The organism is Thermotoga sp. 2812B, from assembly GCF_000789335.1.
In the GTDB taxonomy this organism is placed as follows: domain Bacteria; phylum Thermotogota; class Thermotogae; order Thermotogales; family Thermotogaceae; genus Thermotoga; species Thermotoga maritima.
The window spans coordinates 1,193,385-1,206,619 of sequence record NZ_CP003408.1; the positions used below are offsets into that span (position 1 = coordinate 1,193,385).

A 13,235-nucleotide genomic window follows, 5' to 3' on the forward strand; every position below is an offset into this window, starting at 1 on the left:
CTATGAGTGTGTTCCTGTTCGTCATAGTAGCCGTTCTATTCGTCCTGCTCTTTCTGGTGTTCAAGAAGCGTCTCTCCGAGTACAAAATTCTCATCGAAAAGCTGTCAGATATGCTGGGGGAAAAGGGTGTTCCCCCACTTTATCTTTTCGAGAGACTGAAAAAGTACGTGGACAATCTGAAAGAAACAATTTCACGTGTCGAAGTGAGCAGAGATAACTTTCTCACGATTTTGAACAGCCTCAGCGAACCCATATTCATTCTGGATCGAGAGGGAAAGATCACATTTTTGAACGAAATTGCCCGTGAACTCGTGCAAGGCAGAATCAACCCCGAAGGAAGACCTTATTATGAAATATTCGAAGATTACTATATAAACGAGATGGTGGAAGAAACAATCAAAAGCGAAGAACCGCAGGAAGGAACTCTCGTTACCTATGTTGGTAACGAGAAGAAATACTTCCACGTGAAGGTGATACCCGTCGAGCTGAAAAGCGGCGACAAAATCTTTGTCATTCTCTTCCATGACGTGACCAAGGAAAGAAAGCTCGACGAGATGAGAAGAGAATTCATAGCCACAGTTTCACACGAACTCAGAACTCCCCTCACCTCCATCCATGGTTATGCGGAAACGCTCCTCGAAGATGATCTGGAGAACAAGGAACTGGTTAAAAGGTTTTTGAAGATCATAGAGGAAGAATCCGCTCGAATGACACGCCTCATCAACGATCTTCTCGATCTTGAGAAAACAGAAGAAAGCGAAGCCAATTTTGAAATGAAAGATGTGGATCTGTGTGAAGTGATAGAATACGTTTACAGAATCATACAACCGATAGCCGAGGAGAACGAAGTGGATCTCATCGTTGAATGTGAGGATGTTGTGGTCAGGGGAAACAAAGAAAGGCTGATCCAGATGCTCCTGAATCTTGTGGACAACGCTGTCAAATACACATCTTTGAAGGAAAAAGGAGAAAAGAAGGTCTGGGTGAGGGCCTACGATACACCGGACTGGGTGGTTGTTGAGGTAGAAGACACGGGACCTGGAATACCCAAGGAAGCCCAGAGCAGAATCTTCGAGAAGTTCTACAGGGTGGATAAAGCGCGTTCCAGAAAGATGGGCGGAACGGGATTGGGTCTCACGATAGTGAAAACGATCGTTGACAAACACGGAGGAAAGATAGAGGTTGAGAGTGAGATCAACCAGGGAACGCTGATGAGGGTGCTCCTGCCGAAAAGAAGGTGAATAAAGTGAGAGCTTACGATGTGATACTCAAGAAGAGAAACGGGGAGAAGCTTTCAAGAGAAGAAATAGAGTTCATGGTTGGTGGATACGTGAAAGGTGAGATTCCAGACTACCAGATGGCAGCTTTTTTGATGGCCGTTTACTTCCGCCATCTCGACGAGGAGGAAACTTACTACTTCACGGAGACGATGATGAGATCGGGAGAGGTACTCGACCTATCGGAAATACCGGGAACGAAGGTGGACAAGCACTCGACGGGGGGAGTCGGTGACAAAACAACCCTGGTCGTCGCACCTCTTGTGGCTTCTGCTGGGGTACCTGTTGCCAAGATGTCTGGAAGGGCCCTTGGTCACACAGGAGGAACCATCGACAAATTGGAGTCGATTCCTGGGTTTCGGACGGAACTTTCCCTTGAAGAATTCATCAAAAACGTCAAAAAATATGGAATAGCGATTGTAGGACAGACGGGGAATCTTGTTCCCGCCGATAAGAAGATATACGCACTCCGCGACGCAACGGCAACCGTTGACGAGATTTCTCTGATCGCTTCCAGTATCATGAGCAAAAAACTCGCCGGTGGGAGCGATGCCTTCGTTTTGGATGTGAAATTCGGAACAGGTGCTTTCATGAAGGGATTCGAAGACGCGAAAAAACTCGCCTTTCTCATGCTCAGAATAGCCCAGCAGCATGGAAAAAAAGCGGTCGCCGTTCTCTCGAATATGGATCAACCCCTCGGAAAAGCCGTTGGAAATTCCTTGGAAGTGATAGAAGCGATAGAAACTCTGAAAGGAAACGGTCCTGAGGATTTGAAGGAACTGTCGCTTACTCTGGGAGCTCTCATGCTGGAACTTGCCGGAGTGGCGGATTTTGAAGAAGGAAAGAAGATCTTGCAGGAAAAGCTCGAAACAGGAGAGGCTCTGGATAAGTTTCGGCTTCTCGTCAAGGCTCAGGGAGGAAACGAAAGAGTGGTGGATGACCCGTGGAGAGTGCTCCCGGTCGCAGAACAGGTGGTGGAATTCTCTGCAGCGAGAGAGGGCTTTGTTTCAAAGATAGACGCGGAGAAAGTGGGTATTGCATCGATGATGCTTGGAGCGGGAAGGAAAAAGAAAGAAGATCGAATCGATCACAGCGTTGGAATCATCGTTGAGAAAAAGCTCGGCGACTCTGTGAAAAAGGGAGAGGCGATAGCGAGACTCTTCGTGTCAGACAGGAGTGATGTTGAAAGCGCTCTGAAACTTCTGAAAGAAGCGTATGTGATCTCTGACTCTCCTTCAGAACCACCCAGAGTTGTTGAAGAGGTGATCAAATGAAGCAAATAATTCTGGTTCTTTTGATCTTCGCAAGTGTCGTTTTTGGTTCCTACCTGATCAGTGGTGGAAAGGCTTTTCCGTTGAGAACCGTCTTCAGTGAAGGGATTTATTATGTGTGCGCTGAGGATCTCGCACCTGCCGGAGTTGGTTACATACATTCGAACGGCTACCACTACATCGTCTACGACAACCACGTGCTCTTCATAAAAGAGCATGAGACGATTTTTGATTTTGTGGAAAAACTCTCCCCTCCGCTCTTCGTAGATGGCCTTCTTTTCGTGCCTATCGATGCCTTAAAAAAGGTGATGGAAGGCTATCAAATGTACACGAAAGGTGAGAAGGTTCTGATCTACGATTCCCTTCCGATCGTGCTTTCAGCGGCGAAGGAAAAAAATGGAGTTACGATAACATACACGGGAACGATCGTTCCTGATATGGTGAGTGTGGAAAAAAGCATGGGAAGAGTCAGAATAAATCTGTCTCCTGTTGTGGTGAGTCTTCCAAATGTTTCTGAAGACATAAAGGTTGAACTTGAGAAAAATGGTCTTTCGTTTATTGTAGATGTGGGAAACTTTTATCCAGACGTGGAGTACTCCATTGGTGATGGGAAACTGCTTTTCCGGTTTCTCCTCGTCGAAGGTTTCTTTGGAAGGCTGGAGGTCGCAGATGGAGTAGTCTTCGAAAGGAAAATCGAAGAATTCGACGAGGGTGAGAAGACGGTTGTCAATTATCTCATAATGGATCCAGAGAAGGTAACGATAAAACCGGTTGTGTCGGAAAACGGTTTTGGGACCATCGAGCGGCTCGACGAAATGGTGAAAAGAGTGGGAGGCATCGCCGGGATAAACGGCAACTACTTCGACCCGGTCACAAAGTTCCCCATCGGTCTTGTTGTGATAGATGGGAAACCGTATTCTGCCATGTTCAGCGGAAGACCGGTTTTTGCCATCACCGAGGACAACGAGGTGTTCATAGGAAGGGTTATAGTGGATGTCACACTCATGGTGAAGGATGTCCTCTTTCTCGTGAAGGGAATAAACACCCTCGGAGAAGGTGAAGTCCTCGTTTACACAAAGGAATTCTCCAAAGAGATACCGAAGAAAGACGACAAAATCTACTTCGTGGTGAAAGACAGCAAAGTATCGCAAATTGGATACAAAAGCCACGCGGAAGATTCTGAGTATGTTGTTTCTATCAGCAAGAAGTACGAAGAATACCTCTCTGATCTCAAAGAAGGAGACGAAGTGTATATATCTCTTCAGCCAAACATTCCGCTGCGCATAAAGCAGGCAGTTGAAGGGGGTCCTCTTCTCATCCAGAACGGTGCTCCGATCCCAGATGCCTGGGAAGAGAAGGCAAGGTACGGTGGTGGAATAGCGTACGCGAAGGCTCCAAGGACGGTTATTGCTACAAAAGATGGAAAGCTTTGGTTTCTCGTCTTCGAAGGTTATAATCATATAACGAGGGGATTGACTTACGATGAACTCGTGGACTTTCTTGTTTCCAGGGGGTTCGAAGACGCCATGTGTGTAGATGGGGGAAGCTCCTCTGTAATGGCAGTGGCTGGCAGTCTCTTCGGCAGGACGGAGAACAGCACAGCCGCGATACCTGTGGGAATCGTAGTCTGGGAGAAAAAGAAGACGGAGGTGGGTAAGTGATGGGAGGACTTCAGAATGTGCGTTCGGCCGCTTTGATAGGGCACAACGGATCGGGTAAATCTCTTCTTCTCGCACAGATTCTTTACAAATCAGGTCTGATCGACAAAGCAGATACAAAGTACGTGGATTACGATCCTGTAGAAGAGGAGAAAGGAGCCAGTTTCTCCTCACACGTGGCGTCCCTTGAATGGAAAGGCAAAAAGGTGTATTTGATAGATACCCCTGGATTCTCGGATTTCATATCGGAGGTTATAAACGGGATTTTCGTTTCTGAAAACATCATCTCCGTGGTGAACGCCGTTGCCGGTGTGGAGATACAGACCGAAAGAACATGGAACATGGCGGATGAGATGAAAAAACCCATCATAGTTTTCGTCAACCAGATGGATAAAGAGAGAGCCAATTTTGAGAATGTGGTGGCAGAACTGAAAGAGAGGTTCTCCAGAAAGATCGTCCCGGTAGTTGTTCCAATCGGTGCGGCTGAAAACTTCGAGGGTGTCGTGGATCTTCTGAAGAAAAAGGCCTACAGGTACGATGGAGATAAAGTTCAAGAAGAAGACATGCCAGAGAGCTTCAACGATATGAGATCAGAAATTCTCGAAGATATCGTGGAACAAGATGAAGAATTGATGATGAGGTATCTCGACGGCGAAGATATCGGATACGACGAACTCATGAGAGTACTCAAAGAAGGTTACAAAAAGGGAGAAATCGTGCCTGTACTTTCGGGATCCGCGTTGAAAGGAATAGGATTGGATCTTCTTCTCGATTATCTGGGAGACATAGGCGTTTCTCCCGAGGAAGCTCCTTCGTACAAGGCACTCCTGGAAGATGGAACGGAGATAGAAGTGAAATTTTCTGAAGAAGAACCGTTCTGCGCCTACATTTTCAAATCCGTGGTTGACCAGTTCGTTGGAAGAATCACTTTCGCCAAGGTTATAGCTGGTGTTCTCAGGCCCGGTGATACCGTCGTGAACGTCCAGAAAGATGTTACAGAGAAGGTTGGACACGTTTATGTTCCTATCCTCAAACAGCAGAAGGAAGTTGAATCCGCTGGTCCCGGTGAGATCGTTGTTCTTCTGAAACTCAAGGAGGGTGCCGTTGGAGAAACACTCGCACACAGAGACAGAAGGGTGAAAATAGTGCCTCCTGCCTTCCCGGAACCCATGTTCTCCAGATCAGTTCATCCAAAATCGAAGTCCGATATCGACAAGATCAGCAGTGGACTTTCAAGGCTTTCGGACTCCGACCCAACGTTCGTGTGGGAATACGATCCTGAAACAGGAGAAACCGTCGTTTCTGGTCTTGGTGCGATGCACCTCGACGTCATGATAGAGAGATTGAAGAAGATCTTCGGTGTCGATGTGGAAGTTGGAAAGCCGAAGATCGCCTACAGAGAGACGATCACGACAACCGCTGTCGCCGAACACAAGCACAAGAAACAGACGGGTGGACACGGTCAGTACGGTCACGTGAAGATACAGCTGGAGCCTCTTCCAAGGGGACAAGGGTACGAATTCGTTGACAAGATCGTTGGTGGAGTGATCCCGAGGAACTTCATACCATCTGTCGATAAGGGTATCAGGGAAGCCATGAAGAAGGGCGTTCTGGCGGGATACCCTGTGACGGATGTCAGAGTCATACTCTTTGATGGTTCTTACCATGAAGTGGACTCTTCGGATATTTCGTTCCAGATAGCCGCTATTCAGGCCTTCAAAAAAGGAATGGAAGCGGCAAAACCCGTCATCCTGGAACCCATAATGGAAGTTGAGGTCTTTGTCCCAGAAGAGAACGCAGGAGACGTGATGGGAGAGATCTCCAGTAGAAGGGGAAGACCCCTTGGAATGGAGCCGTCTGGAAAAGGCATGGTAAAGGTGAAGGCAGAGGTTCCACTCGCTGAGATGCTCGACTTTTCCAGCAAACTTTCTTCCATCACAAGCGGTAGAGGATACTTCACGATGAGGTTCCAGAGGTACGAAATAGTGCCTCCGAACATACAGGAGAAGATCATCGAAGAGAGAAGAAGAGAGATGCAGGAACAGGAGAAGTGAGATGAACTTCAAAAGGCTGATAATATACGAAGCCTTTGCACGCGCTTATCCAGGAGAAAAAGGAAAGAAATTCGATTCTCTCATAAAAGATCTTGAAAGACTAAAAGGAATGGGCATCAACACAGTGTGGTTGATGCCCATTCATCCTACCGGGATAGAAGGAAGAAAGGGCACTCTAGGATCTCCATACGCCATACGCGATTACTACGAGATAGATCCCCTCATAGGAACAAAAGATGACTTCAAGAGATTCGTGAAGAGAGCTCACGAGTTGAACATGTACGTTTTGATGGACATGGTCCTGAACCACGCGGCAGCTGACAACGTCTTAGTCAGGGAACACCCCGAGTGGTTCCTCAGGGATGAAAAGGGAAATCCCACAAGGAAGGTTCCGGACTGGACAGATATAGTCGATTTCGATTATTCGAATGGAGAGCTGAGAAAGTACATGATCAACATGATGAAGTACTGGGTCGAAGAATTCGACGTCGATGGATTCAGATGCGATGTAGCAGGACTTGTCCCACTGGACTTCTGGCTGCAGGCAAGGAAAGAACTCGATCCTGTGAAGAGACTCATCTGGCTTTCTGAAACACACGATCCCTATATGTACCAGGCGTTCGATATCACTTACGACTACGATGGCTACTACAAGTTCAGGGATTTCATAGAAGGAAGAGGCAGTTTGAGGGAGTATGTGGATTTCTTGAGGATGCAGGATCACATGTATCCCAGAGGTTACATAAAGATGAGGTTTCTGGAAAACCACGACCAGCCGAGAATTGCAAAGTTCATCGAAGAGGATTCGCTGGTCCACTGGATAGCGTTTCTTTTCACCTTCAAGGGAGTTCCGCTCGTTCACAACGGACAGGAGTACGGTCTCAAAGAAGACGTGGACATATTCAACGAGTACACGTTACCGTTTCCCATGGAAGAGAACAGAATCTCGATTCTTCACAGAAAACTCGCACACTACAGATACGGAACAAGTGTTTTCAGTGAAGGAGAGATGCTTTTTGTGAAAAACGATCAACCAGAGAAGGTGATATCTTATCTCTGGAGATACGAAAACAGATACATCCTCTGTATGCTGAATCCCCTTCTTGAAAACACAAAAGTAACTCTCGACTTCTCCGGTATCTGGGAAAACGCGTGTATACATTCGAAGAACGTGTTCAACGATGAGATCGTTCGAGTTCCTGTGAAAAATTCCCGCGCGACTGTTGAGATAGGGAAAGAACCTCTGATACTCTCTTTCGTGCTCTACTGAGAGCGGGTGGTAGAATGAGTGTAGGTGTTGTGAGTCTGAGAGTGAGACTTTTCGGTGTGAGATCTTTGAAAGAAAAAAGAGGAATCCTGAAGAGACTGATGAACGATTTGAGAAAAAAGTACAACATCTCCATCTCTGAAGTAGGAGCGCACGATTCGAAGAGCTTCTTTGAAATAGGAATCGCCATGGTGAACACTGACAGAGCCGTTATTGAGAGAGTTTTCGATTCAATCATCGATTATCTGGATCTTTATCCGGGAATGGAAGTGGAAGAGATCGAAAGAGAGGTGTGGTGAATGGTCGTGATAACGAACGAGCTTGAAAGCATTATGGAGAGGCTTCTTTCGAGAAAAAGGATCAACCACGTGCGATCGGTGGTGGAATTTTCAAGGAAACTGGGAGAAATGTACGGTGCGGATTCAAATAAACTGGAACTTGCAGCTATCTCTCACGATCTCTTCAGAGACGTTCCACCAAGGAAGCTTTTGAAAATGGCCCAAGCTTATGGTCTGAAGATTTCGGAACTGGAGAGAACACACCCCGTTCTTCTGCATGGAAAAGTTGCGGCGGAATTTTTGAAAAGGCGCTTCAATGTGGAAGACGAAGAAGTTCTCAACGCGGTAGCTTATCATACCTCAGGGCATGTGAGCTTCAAAACCGTAGGAAAGATTCTGTTCATAGCCGATTCTCTGGAGTTCACGCGTGACTTTCCAGGGGTGGATGAGCTTCGAAGGATCGCTTTCAGGAACCTGGAGGAAGGATTCTTTCAGGTTTTGAAAAACAAGATCTTTTACGCGGTCGGGAAGAACTACCTGTTGATCCCGGAAACCGTTGAACTGTGGAACAGCATTCTTATGGGAAGAGGAGGTCTTGTCGATGAAGAGGTCGAGTAAAATCGTACTGGTAATTGTGCTGATCGCTGTTGCTCTCTCTGCCGTTTTGTTCCTTTACTACAGATCGTTCCTCACCTCCCCGGATTACAAAGCAGCAGAGGTTCACTATCTCTTCAGAGTGGGAGACAATAGCTACTTCGTGAGAATAGACGATTCGAAGAGAATGGTCTTCGTCGTTTCTTTTCCAAAGGAGTCCTTTGATCCCGAAAGAAGAGAAACGATCATTTCTGAAAGACCTCTGAGCGATCTTGAAAAGATGGAGAACCTTCTTGATGTAAAGGCTGAAAGAGCCTTCTACTCCGTTATGTCTGAGGAAGAGTTTCTAAAACTCTGTCAGGATCTTCTCGGAAAGCAGTGTGAGAGTTTTTCGAACTTCGTTAAAGAGTTCTCTAAAAGAAAACTGAAGTTTTTCGACTTTCTCTTTGTTGGAAGCTGGTTGAAAAAGTTCGGTTTCAACAACCTGAACAGGTTCTCTCTCTACAAGTTCTTTGAGAAGATTTCGAACTACGCCGTAGACGTTTTCGAAGCGCCGACGGTGACGGAAAAGCCCATTGTGATAGAAGTTCAAGGCAAGAAGTACGAGAGACTGTATCTGGACTCGGAGAAACTCAAAGCCATCTCCGAGGAGATGAAAAGGTGAGGATAGATCCTCTCGGTGGGGAGTCTCTGAAGAACCAGGAAGTGAAGGGTAAAAAATCCGGAAAGACTTCCAGAGTTGGTGAGTCGAAGAAAAAGGAGTTTTTCGATATTCTGGAGGATGTGAAAGAAGACCACTTCGAAAAACTGCTCGAGGAAGCTGTGGAAGAAGTGATCGACTCAGGAAACGAGCTCGTGCGCTCCCCCACTCCTTCCAACTTGAAGAGATACAAAAACGCTATAAAGGAGTTCTTGAAACTCATAGAGAAGAAAATCTACAAACTGGCTGGAAGTTTCGATATGAACAGTGGCCGTGCAAGGCTCCACTTGGTAGTCGAAGAAGTGAACGAAAAACTGATGGATCTCACGGAGAAGATCATGAAAAACGAGTGGCAGACCATAAACTTGGCCGCCAGAATAGAAGAGATAAACGGACTGATCCTCAACCTCTACCGCTGAATCTCGAGTGAGAGATCCACAAACACTTCCTGGAGTGTCAGTCTGCTCGAGGAGATCACATCGACTGTTTCAAAGTCGTAGAGAGAAACGTTCTCTTCCGTGATCCCACCGGACACTTCCACGATCACGTTAGGATTGATATCTTTTATTCTCCTGGATATGTCCTTCACTTCTTCGGGAGAGAGATTGTCCAGCATGACAATATCCGCTCCAGCTTCAACCGCTCTCAGTGCATCCTCCAGATTTTCCACTTCGACTTCTATTTTTGTGGTGAAGGGTATTATCTTTCTGACCTCCTGAACAGCCCGTTCGGCACTGCCGTACATCTTCAGATGGTTGTCTTTTATCATCACACATCCGCTCAGATCGAGCCTGTGGGGATCTCCTCCTCCGTGCACCACAGCGATCTTTTGAAGAACTCCCAGACCGGGCAGGATCTTCCTCGTCGCTGCTATCTTTGCGTGTTTAAGTTTTTCGGCGAACCTTCTTGTTGTTGTAGCCACAGAAAACATAACAGAGAGAACGTTGAGGAGAGTTCTCTCCGCGACCAAAAGCTTGTAGGTGTTGCCTTCTATCTCTCCTATCACCCCGGTTCCTTCCAAGTACTCTCCGTCTTCCACGTTAAATTTAGAAAGCAATCCCATTTTTTCCAGGAACATTCGAGAAACCTCTATACCAGAGGCAACCACGTTTTCCGTTTTCAAAAGAAGATGAGCGCCGGCAGTTGTGTTTCGAAGCGGGAAAGAGGCGAGATCGAGTTTTCCCTCATCTTCTTTGACAAAACTCATCAAAAGGTCGAGGATTTTCTCCATCATATCACCCCATGAGTTCGAACATTCGAAGGATCGGTTTCTTTGCCTTCTCGATCACTTCTTTTGGGAGAATTACCTCGAAAGATTCGGTCTGCAGAGCGTGGAGAGTGTTCTCCAGTGTGTTTTTCTTCATGTTCACACACACTGCCATCTCGAGTGGCACGAATTCTCTGTCAGGAAACTTTTTCTTCAGTTTGTGGATCATTCCTATCTCTGTTCCAATCACAAAGATCCTGGAAGGGTCTTTCTCTGGGATCTTTTCCATTTGTCCCGTGCTTCCCACGTAATCGGCTTTGTCTCTCACCGGTTTTGGACACTCTGGATGAACGATTACTTTGGCATCCGGATATTTCTTCCTTACAGCGTCGATGGATTCAGCGTTGAACTGATGGACTGGGCAGTGGCCATTCTCGGGTATCGTGATGACCTTCTTTCCTGTTTTTTCCGCGACGTACTCTCCAAGATTTCTATCCGGACCAAAGATGACCACACTGGAATCCAGTTTTTTCACGACTTCCACGGCGTTGGCAGACGTACAGATAACGTCGGCGAGCGTTTTGCATTCGGACGTACTGTTCACGTAGAGAACCACCGGTGCATCTGGGAATTTTTCTCTGTACTCTCTGATGATCTCCGGTGTCAAACGGTTCGCCATGGGACAGGTCGCGCTTCTGTCGGGGACGATCACTTTTTTGTCTGGATTCAGTATCTTGACCAGTTCCGCCATGAAATCTACCCCAAGAAACAGAATTTTCTTTTCTGAGAGCTCCATTGCCTTCCTTGCGAGCTGAAGGGAATCACCGACGAAATCGGCTATGTCCTGAAGCTCTGGAATCTGATAATTGTGCGCAAGAATGATGTAGCCTTTTTCTTTTTTCAGTTTGAGAATTTCATCCACCATGTTTTTTCCTCCTCATCCGAATATGATTTTTGATTCGAGATTTCTCAAGGTTCTGAGAATCGAATAGACTGTTAGCATACTTGTTTTTGGGTTTTCTGGTGATGGAATATTCTCTATTTTGAATTCGTAGTTTCCGATAGCGGAGGAGATTCTTACAATGTGGATGTTGTGATCCATGGCGGGATCTGCCACTATTGTTACCTTTACCTTTTCAAAGCCCACTATAAGGCCGATGGTCGACGCTACGTTGATGTTTCTTGGAAATAGTTTTGACGCTTCCTCAACACTTCCTTCGAACACGACTGTTTTACCTTTCAAATCCAGGCCGAGACTCTTTGGAGGTTTTATTGTTTCTATGCGGACGTTTTTGACGAAATCTTTGATGGAAGAGAGAACATCGAGACCGCCGATGGCACCGGATGGGAAAAAGACCCTGGCTGGTGAATTTTTCAATTCGCTGAAGAACCTTTCCCTGAAAACTTCGTCCGCGAAAGCGCTGGTGCTGATTATGATGTAGTTCACAGGGTTTTTCAGGATCTGAAGTGAGTATTCTTTAACGGCTTCTGGAGAAGCGCATTCGACAACCGTGCTGACGTCTGAAGGAACCTGGAATTCATCGAGGCGAACGACTCCCGGAATGTCTTTTGAAATCCTGTCGTAAGCGTAGATTTTCTCGAAATTTCCCAGTTCTACGAGTTTTTTCCCAATATTTCCCATTCCGATGATCAGAACAGTCATGCTCAACACCCCCAGAAATAAGTTTACACCTGCTGTAAACAAAAGACAAGTTGTTTTGATCAAAAGTCGCTGTAATATTAGTGTGAAAAATATTAATATCCAACAACATTATTTTATGCATACAAACCAGGTTAGTTCCAATCATTCACAAAGTGGGTGATACGTGTATCTGGCACTGGAAGGTCGATACAGAGTATGCAATTACCGGTAACGAAAAATTTCATGCGGGTTTGTGGTACCGGAAGCTATGCGTTAAAAAGGGAATAATGGATGATATGAAGAGACAATATGAAGAGAATTTGTGATAATCGATGACATGTAAGTGATTTGAATTCAAGGAGTCAATAGTTAACTTCTAACACATTGAGGGAGACCTTCTTTCATCTATTTGTGAAACATAGAACTAATCGATTTTTACCAGAAACACCCCAAAATGCCCTGACGTAGGTTGATATAATTTATCTTCTGTTTTTTGCTTGTGTTCTTTCGTTGTTGGACTATGCAATTATTCCATTTTTCCAAACAGTACTTGAAGGTGCTCTCTTGTGTGTTAGAATGGTTTATGGAAAGAGAGAATATGGAAGTTCAAAAAACATCTTGCTTTCAGAGTGTGTTTGTGGTATAATTTCTCTTGAACTCAACGGGTTTCAATACTTCCTTAGAGGTATGGAAACCAGCCCCCGCGAACGTCTTTCCTGATCCTATCCCGCCTACGTTTCAATACTTCCTTAGAGGTATGGAAACCGATATGTTTTGACCCATCTTTTGATGTTCTCAACAAGTTTCAATACTTCCTTAGAGGTATGGAAACATTTCGTCAACGCGTATGTTTCCGTCGCTCTGTCCCGCGTTTCAATACTTCCTTAGAGGTATGGAAACGTCCTAATTTTCCACATAAGAAACACCTCCTCTGGTTGTTTCAATACTTCCTTAGAGGTATGGAAACACAACGCAGGACGACCGCTCATTCTGGAAGGTGGACGTTTCAATACTTCCTTAGAGGTATGGAAACATTAGCTCTCTGAGTTCTTCCTTTGCTTCCTCTGGTGTTTTGTGTTTCAATACTTCCTTAGAGGTATGGAAACGTGTTTGTGACATTCTCTCACCTCTGATAGACTTGGTTTCAATACTTCCTTAGAGGTATGGAAACTCCGCTGCATCCGAACTGCAGGTGCTCGATCATCTTGTTTCAATACTTCCTTAGAGGTATGGAAACGGGTAGTACTTGGTTATGCCCTTTGCAGGGCTACCGGTTTCAATACTTCC

12 protein-coding genes and 1 CRISPR repeat array (1 of these 13 only partly in view) are annotated in these 13,235 nt (G+C 45.8%); of the genes, 9 read left to right on the plus strand and 3 right to left on the minus strand.

The features are described from left to right. Nucleotides 1-2: 2 nt before the first annotated feature. From T2812B_RS06000 to T2812B_RS06040, 9 genes are read left to right on the plus strand one after another with little or no spacing between them, the layout of a single operon-like run. Complete coding sequence (locus T2812B_RS06000; RefSeq protein WP_008194692.1) at nt 3-1,241, plus strand: cell wall metabolism sensor histidine kinase WalK; 1,239 nt, start codon at nt 3-5, stop codon at nt 1,239-1,241. Between the two features lie 5 nt (nt 1,242-1,246). After that, nucleotides 1,247-2,551 (plus strand): pyrimidine-nucleoside phosphorylase, encoded by a 1,305-nt coding sequence (locus tag T2812B_RS06005; RefSeq protein WP_004082160.1) that lies wholly within the window; start codon nt 1,247-1,249, stop codon nt 2,549-2,551. Further along, nucleotides 2,548-4,209, plus strand: coding sequence for a phosphodiester glycosidase family protein (locus T2812B_RS06010; protein WP_004082158.1), 1,662 nt, complete (start codon nt 2,548-2,550; stop codon nt 4,207-4,209). The genes T2812B_RS06005 and T2812B_RS06010 overlap by 4 nt, the downstream gene beginning before the upstream one ends. Continuing rightward, nucleotides 4,209-6,260, plus strand: coding sequence for an elongation factor G (gene fusA / locus T2812B_RS06015; protein ID WP_004082156.1), 2,052 nt, complete (start codon nt 4,209-4,211; stop codon nt 6,258-6,260). The genes T2812B_RS06010 and fusA overlap by 1 nt, the downstream gene beginning before the upstream one ends. Before the next feature lies 1 nt (nt 6,261). Further along, nucleotides 6,262-7,530 (plus strand): alpha-amylase family glycosyl hydrolase, encoded by a 1,269-nt coding sequence (locus tag T2812B_RS06020; protein ID WP_008194696.1) that lies wholly within the window; start codon nt 6,262-6,264, stop codon nt 7,528-7,530. A gap of 14 nt (nt 7,531-7,544) precedes the next feature. Further along, complete coding sequence (locus T2812B_RS06025) at nt 7,545-7,826, plus strand: DUF503 domain-containing protein (RefSeq protein ID WP_004082152.1); 282 nt, start codon at nt 7,545-7,547, stop codon at nt 7,824-7,826. Then, nucleotides 7,827-8,423, plus strand: a complete 597-nt coding sequence (gene yqeK, locus T2812B_RS06030) for a bis(5'-nucleosyl)-tetraphosphatase (symmetrical) YqeK (RefSeq protein WP_004082149.1) — start codon at nt 7,827-7,829, stop codon at nt 8,421-8,423. It begins immediately after the preceding gene. Next, nucleotides 8,407-9,063, plus strand: a complete 657-nt coding sequence (locus T2812B_RS06035) for a hypothetical protein (protein WP_004082147.1) — start codon at nt 8,407-8,409, stop codon at nt 9,061-9,063. The genes yqeK and T2812B_RS06035 overlap by 17 nt, the downstream gene beginning before the upstream one ends. Beyond that, nucleotides 9,060-9,518: a YaaR family protein gene (locus tag T2812B_RS06040; RefSeq protein WP_004082145.1), complete on the plus strand. Its 459-nt coding sequence runs from the start codon at nt 9,060-9,062 to the stop codon at nt 9,516-9,518. Before T2812B_RS06035 ends, T2812B_RS06040 begins: the two co-directional genes overlap by 4 nt. Here the strand turns inward: T2812B_RS06040 and nadC are convergent. Genes nadC through nadX form a run of 3 tightly spaced genes read right to left on the minus strand, consistent with a single transcriptional unit; the run spans nt 9,509 to nt 11,969 of the window. Next, nucleotides 9,509-10,330, minus strand: coding sequence for a carboxylating nicotinate-nucleotide diphosphorylase (gene nadC, locus T2812B_RS06045; RefSeq protein WP_008194698.1), 822 nt, complete (start codon nt 10,328-10,330; stop codon nt 9,509-9,511). The genes T2812B_RS06040 and nadC overlap by 10 nt on opposite strands. 4 nt (nt 10,331-10,334) lie before the next feature. After that, nucleotides 10,335-11,231 carry a quinolinate synthase NadA gene (gene nadA / locus T2812B_RS06050; RefSeq protein WP_004082140.1) on the minus strand — a complete coding sequence of 299 codons (897 nt, stop codon included), beginning with the start codon at nt 11,229-11,231 and terminating at the stop codon, nt 10,335-10,337. Nucleotides 11,232-11,243: 12 nt separating this feature from the next. After that, a complete protein-coding gene (gene nadX / locus T2812B_RS06055; RefSeq protein ID WP_004082138.1) occupies nt 11,244-11,969 on the minus strand; it encodes an aspartate dehydrogenase in 726 nt (241 codons plus the stop codon). A 644-nt stretch (nt 11,970-12,613) separates the two neighbouring features. Continuing rightward, a CRISPR array of direct repeats spans nt 12,614-13,235; the repeat unit is 30 nt; unit sequence GTTTCAATACTTCCTTAGAGGTATGGAAAC (it continues 953 nt past the right edge of the window).

What these genes read in the sequence shown, in the direction of transcription:
- T2812B_RS06000 (WP_008194692.1), top strand. Translation starts at nt 3, where the DNA reads ATGAGTGTGTTCCTGTTCGTCATAGTAGCCGTTCTATTCGTCCTGCTC.
- T2812B_RS06010 (WP_004082158.1), top strand. Translation starts at nt 2,548, where the DNA reads ATGAAGCAAATAATTCTGGTTCTTTTGATCTTCGCAAGTGTCGTTTTT.
- fusA (WP_004082156.1), top strand. Translation starts at nt 4,209, where the DNA reads ATGGGAGGACTTCAGAATGTGCGTTCGGCCGCTTTGATAGGGCACAAC.
- T2812B_RS06020 (WP_008194696.1), top strand. Translation starts at nt 6,262, where the DNA reads ATGAACTTCAAAAGGCTGATAATATACGAAGCCTTTGCACGCGCTTAT.
- T2812B_RS06025 (WP_004082152.1), top strand. Translation starts at nt 7,545, where the DNA reads ATGAGTGTAGGTGTTGTGAGTCTGAGAGTGAGACTTTTCGGTGTGAGA.
- yqeK (WP_004082149.1), top strand. Translation starts at nt 7,827, where the DNA reads ATGGTCGTGATAACGAACGAGCTTGAAAGCATTATGGAGAGGCTTCTT.
- T2812B_RS06035 (WP_004082147.1), top strand. Translation starts at nt 8,407, where the DNA reads ATGAAGAGGTCGAGTAAAATCGTACTGGTAATTGTGCTGATCGCTGTT.
- nadC (WP_008194698.1), bottom strand. Translation starts at nt 10,330, where the DNA reads ATGGAGAAAATCCTCGACCTTTTGATGAGTTTTGTCAAAGAAGATGAG.
- nadA (WP_004082140.1), bottom strand. Translation starts at nt 11,231, where the DNA reads ATGGTGGATGAAATTCTCAAACTGAAAAAAGAAAAAGGCTACATCATT.
- nadX (WP_004082138.1), bottom strand. Translation starts at nt 11,969, where the DNA reads ATGACTGTTCTGATCATCGGAATGGGAAATATTGGGAAAAAACTCGTA.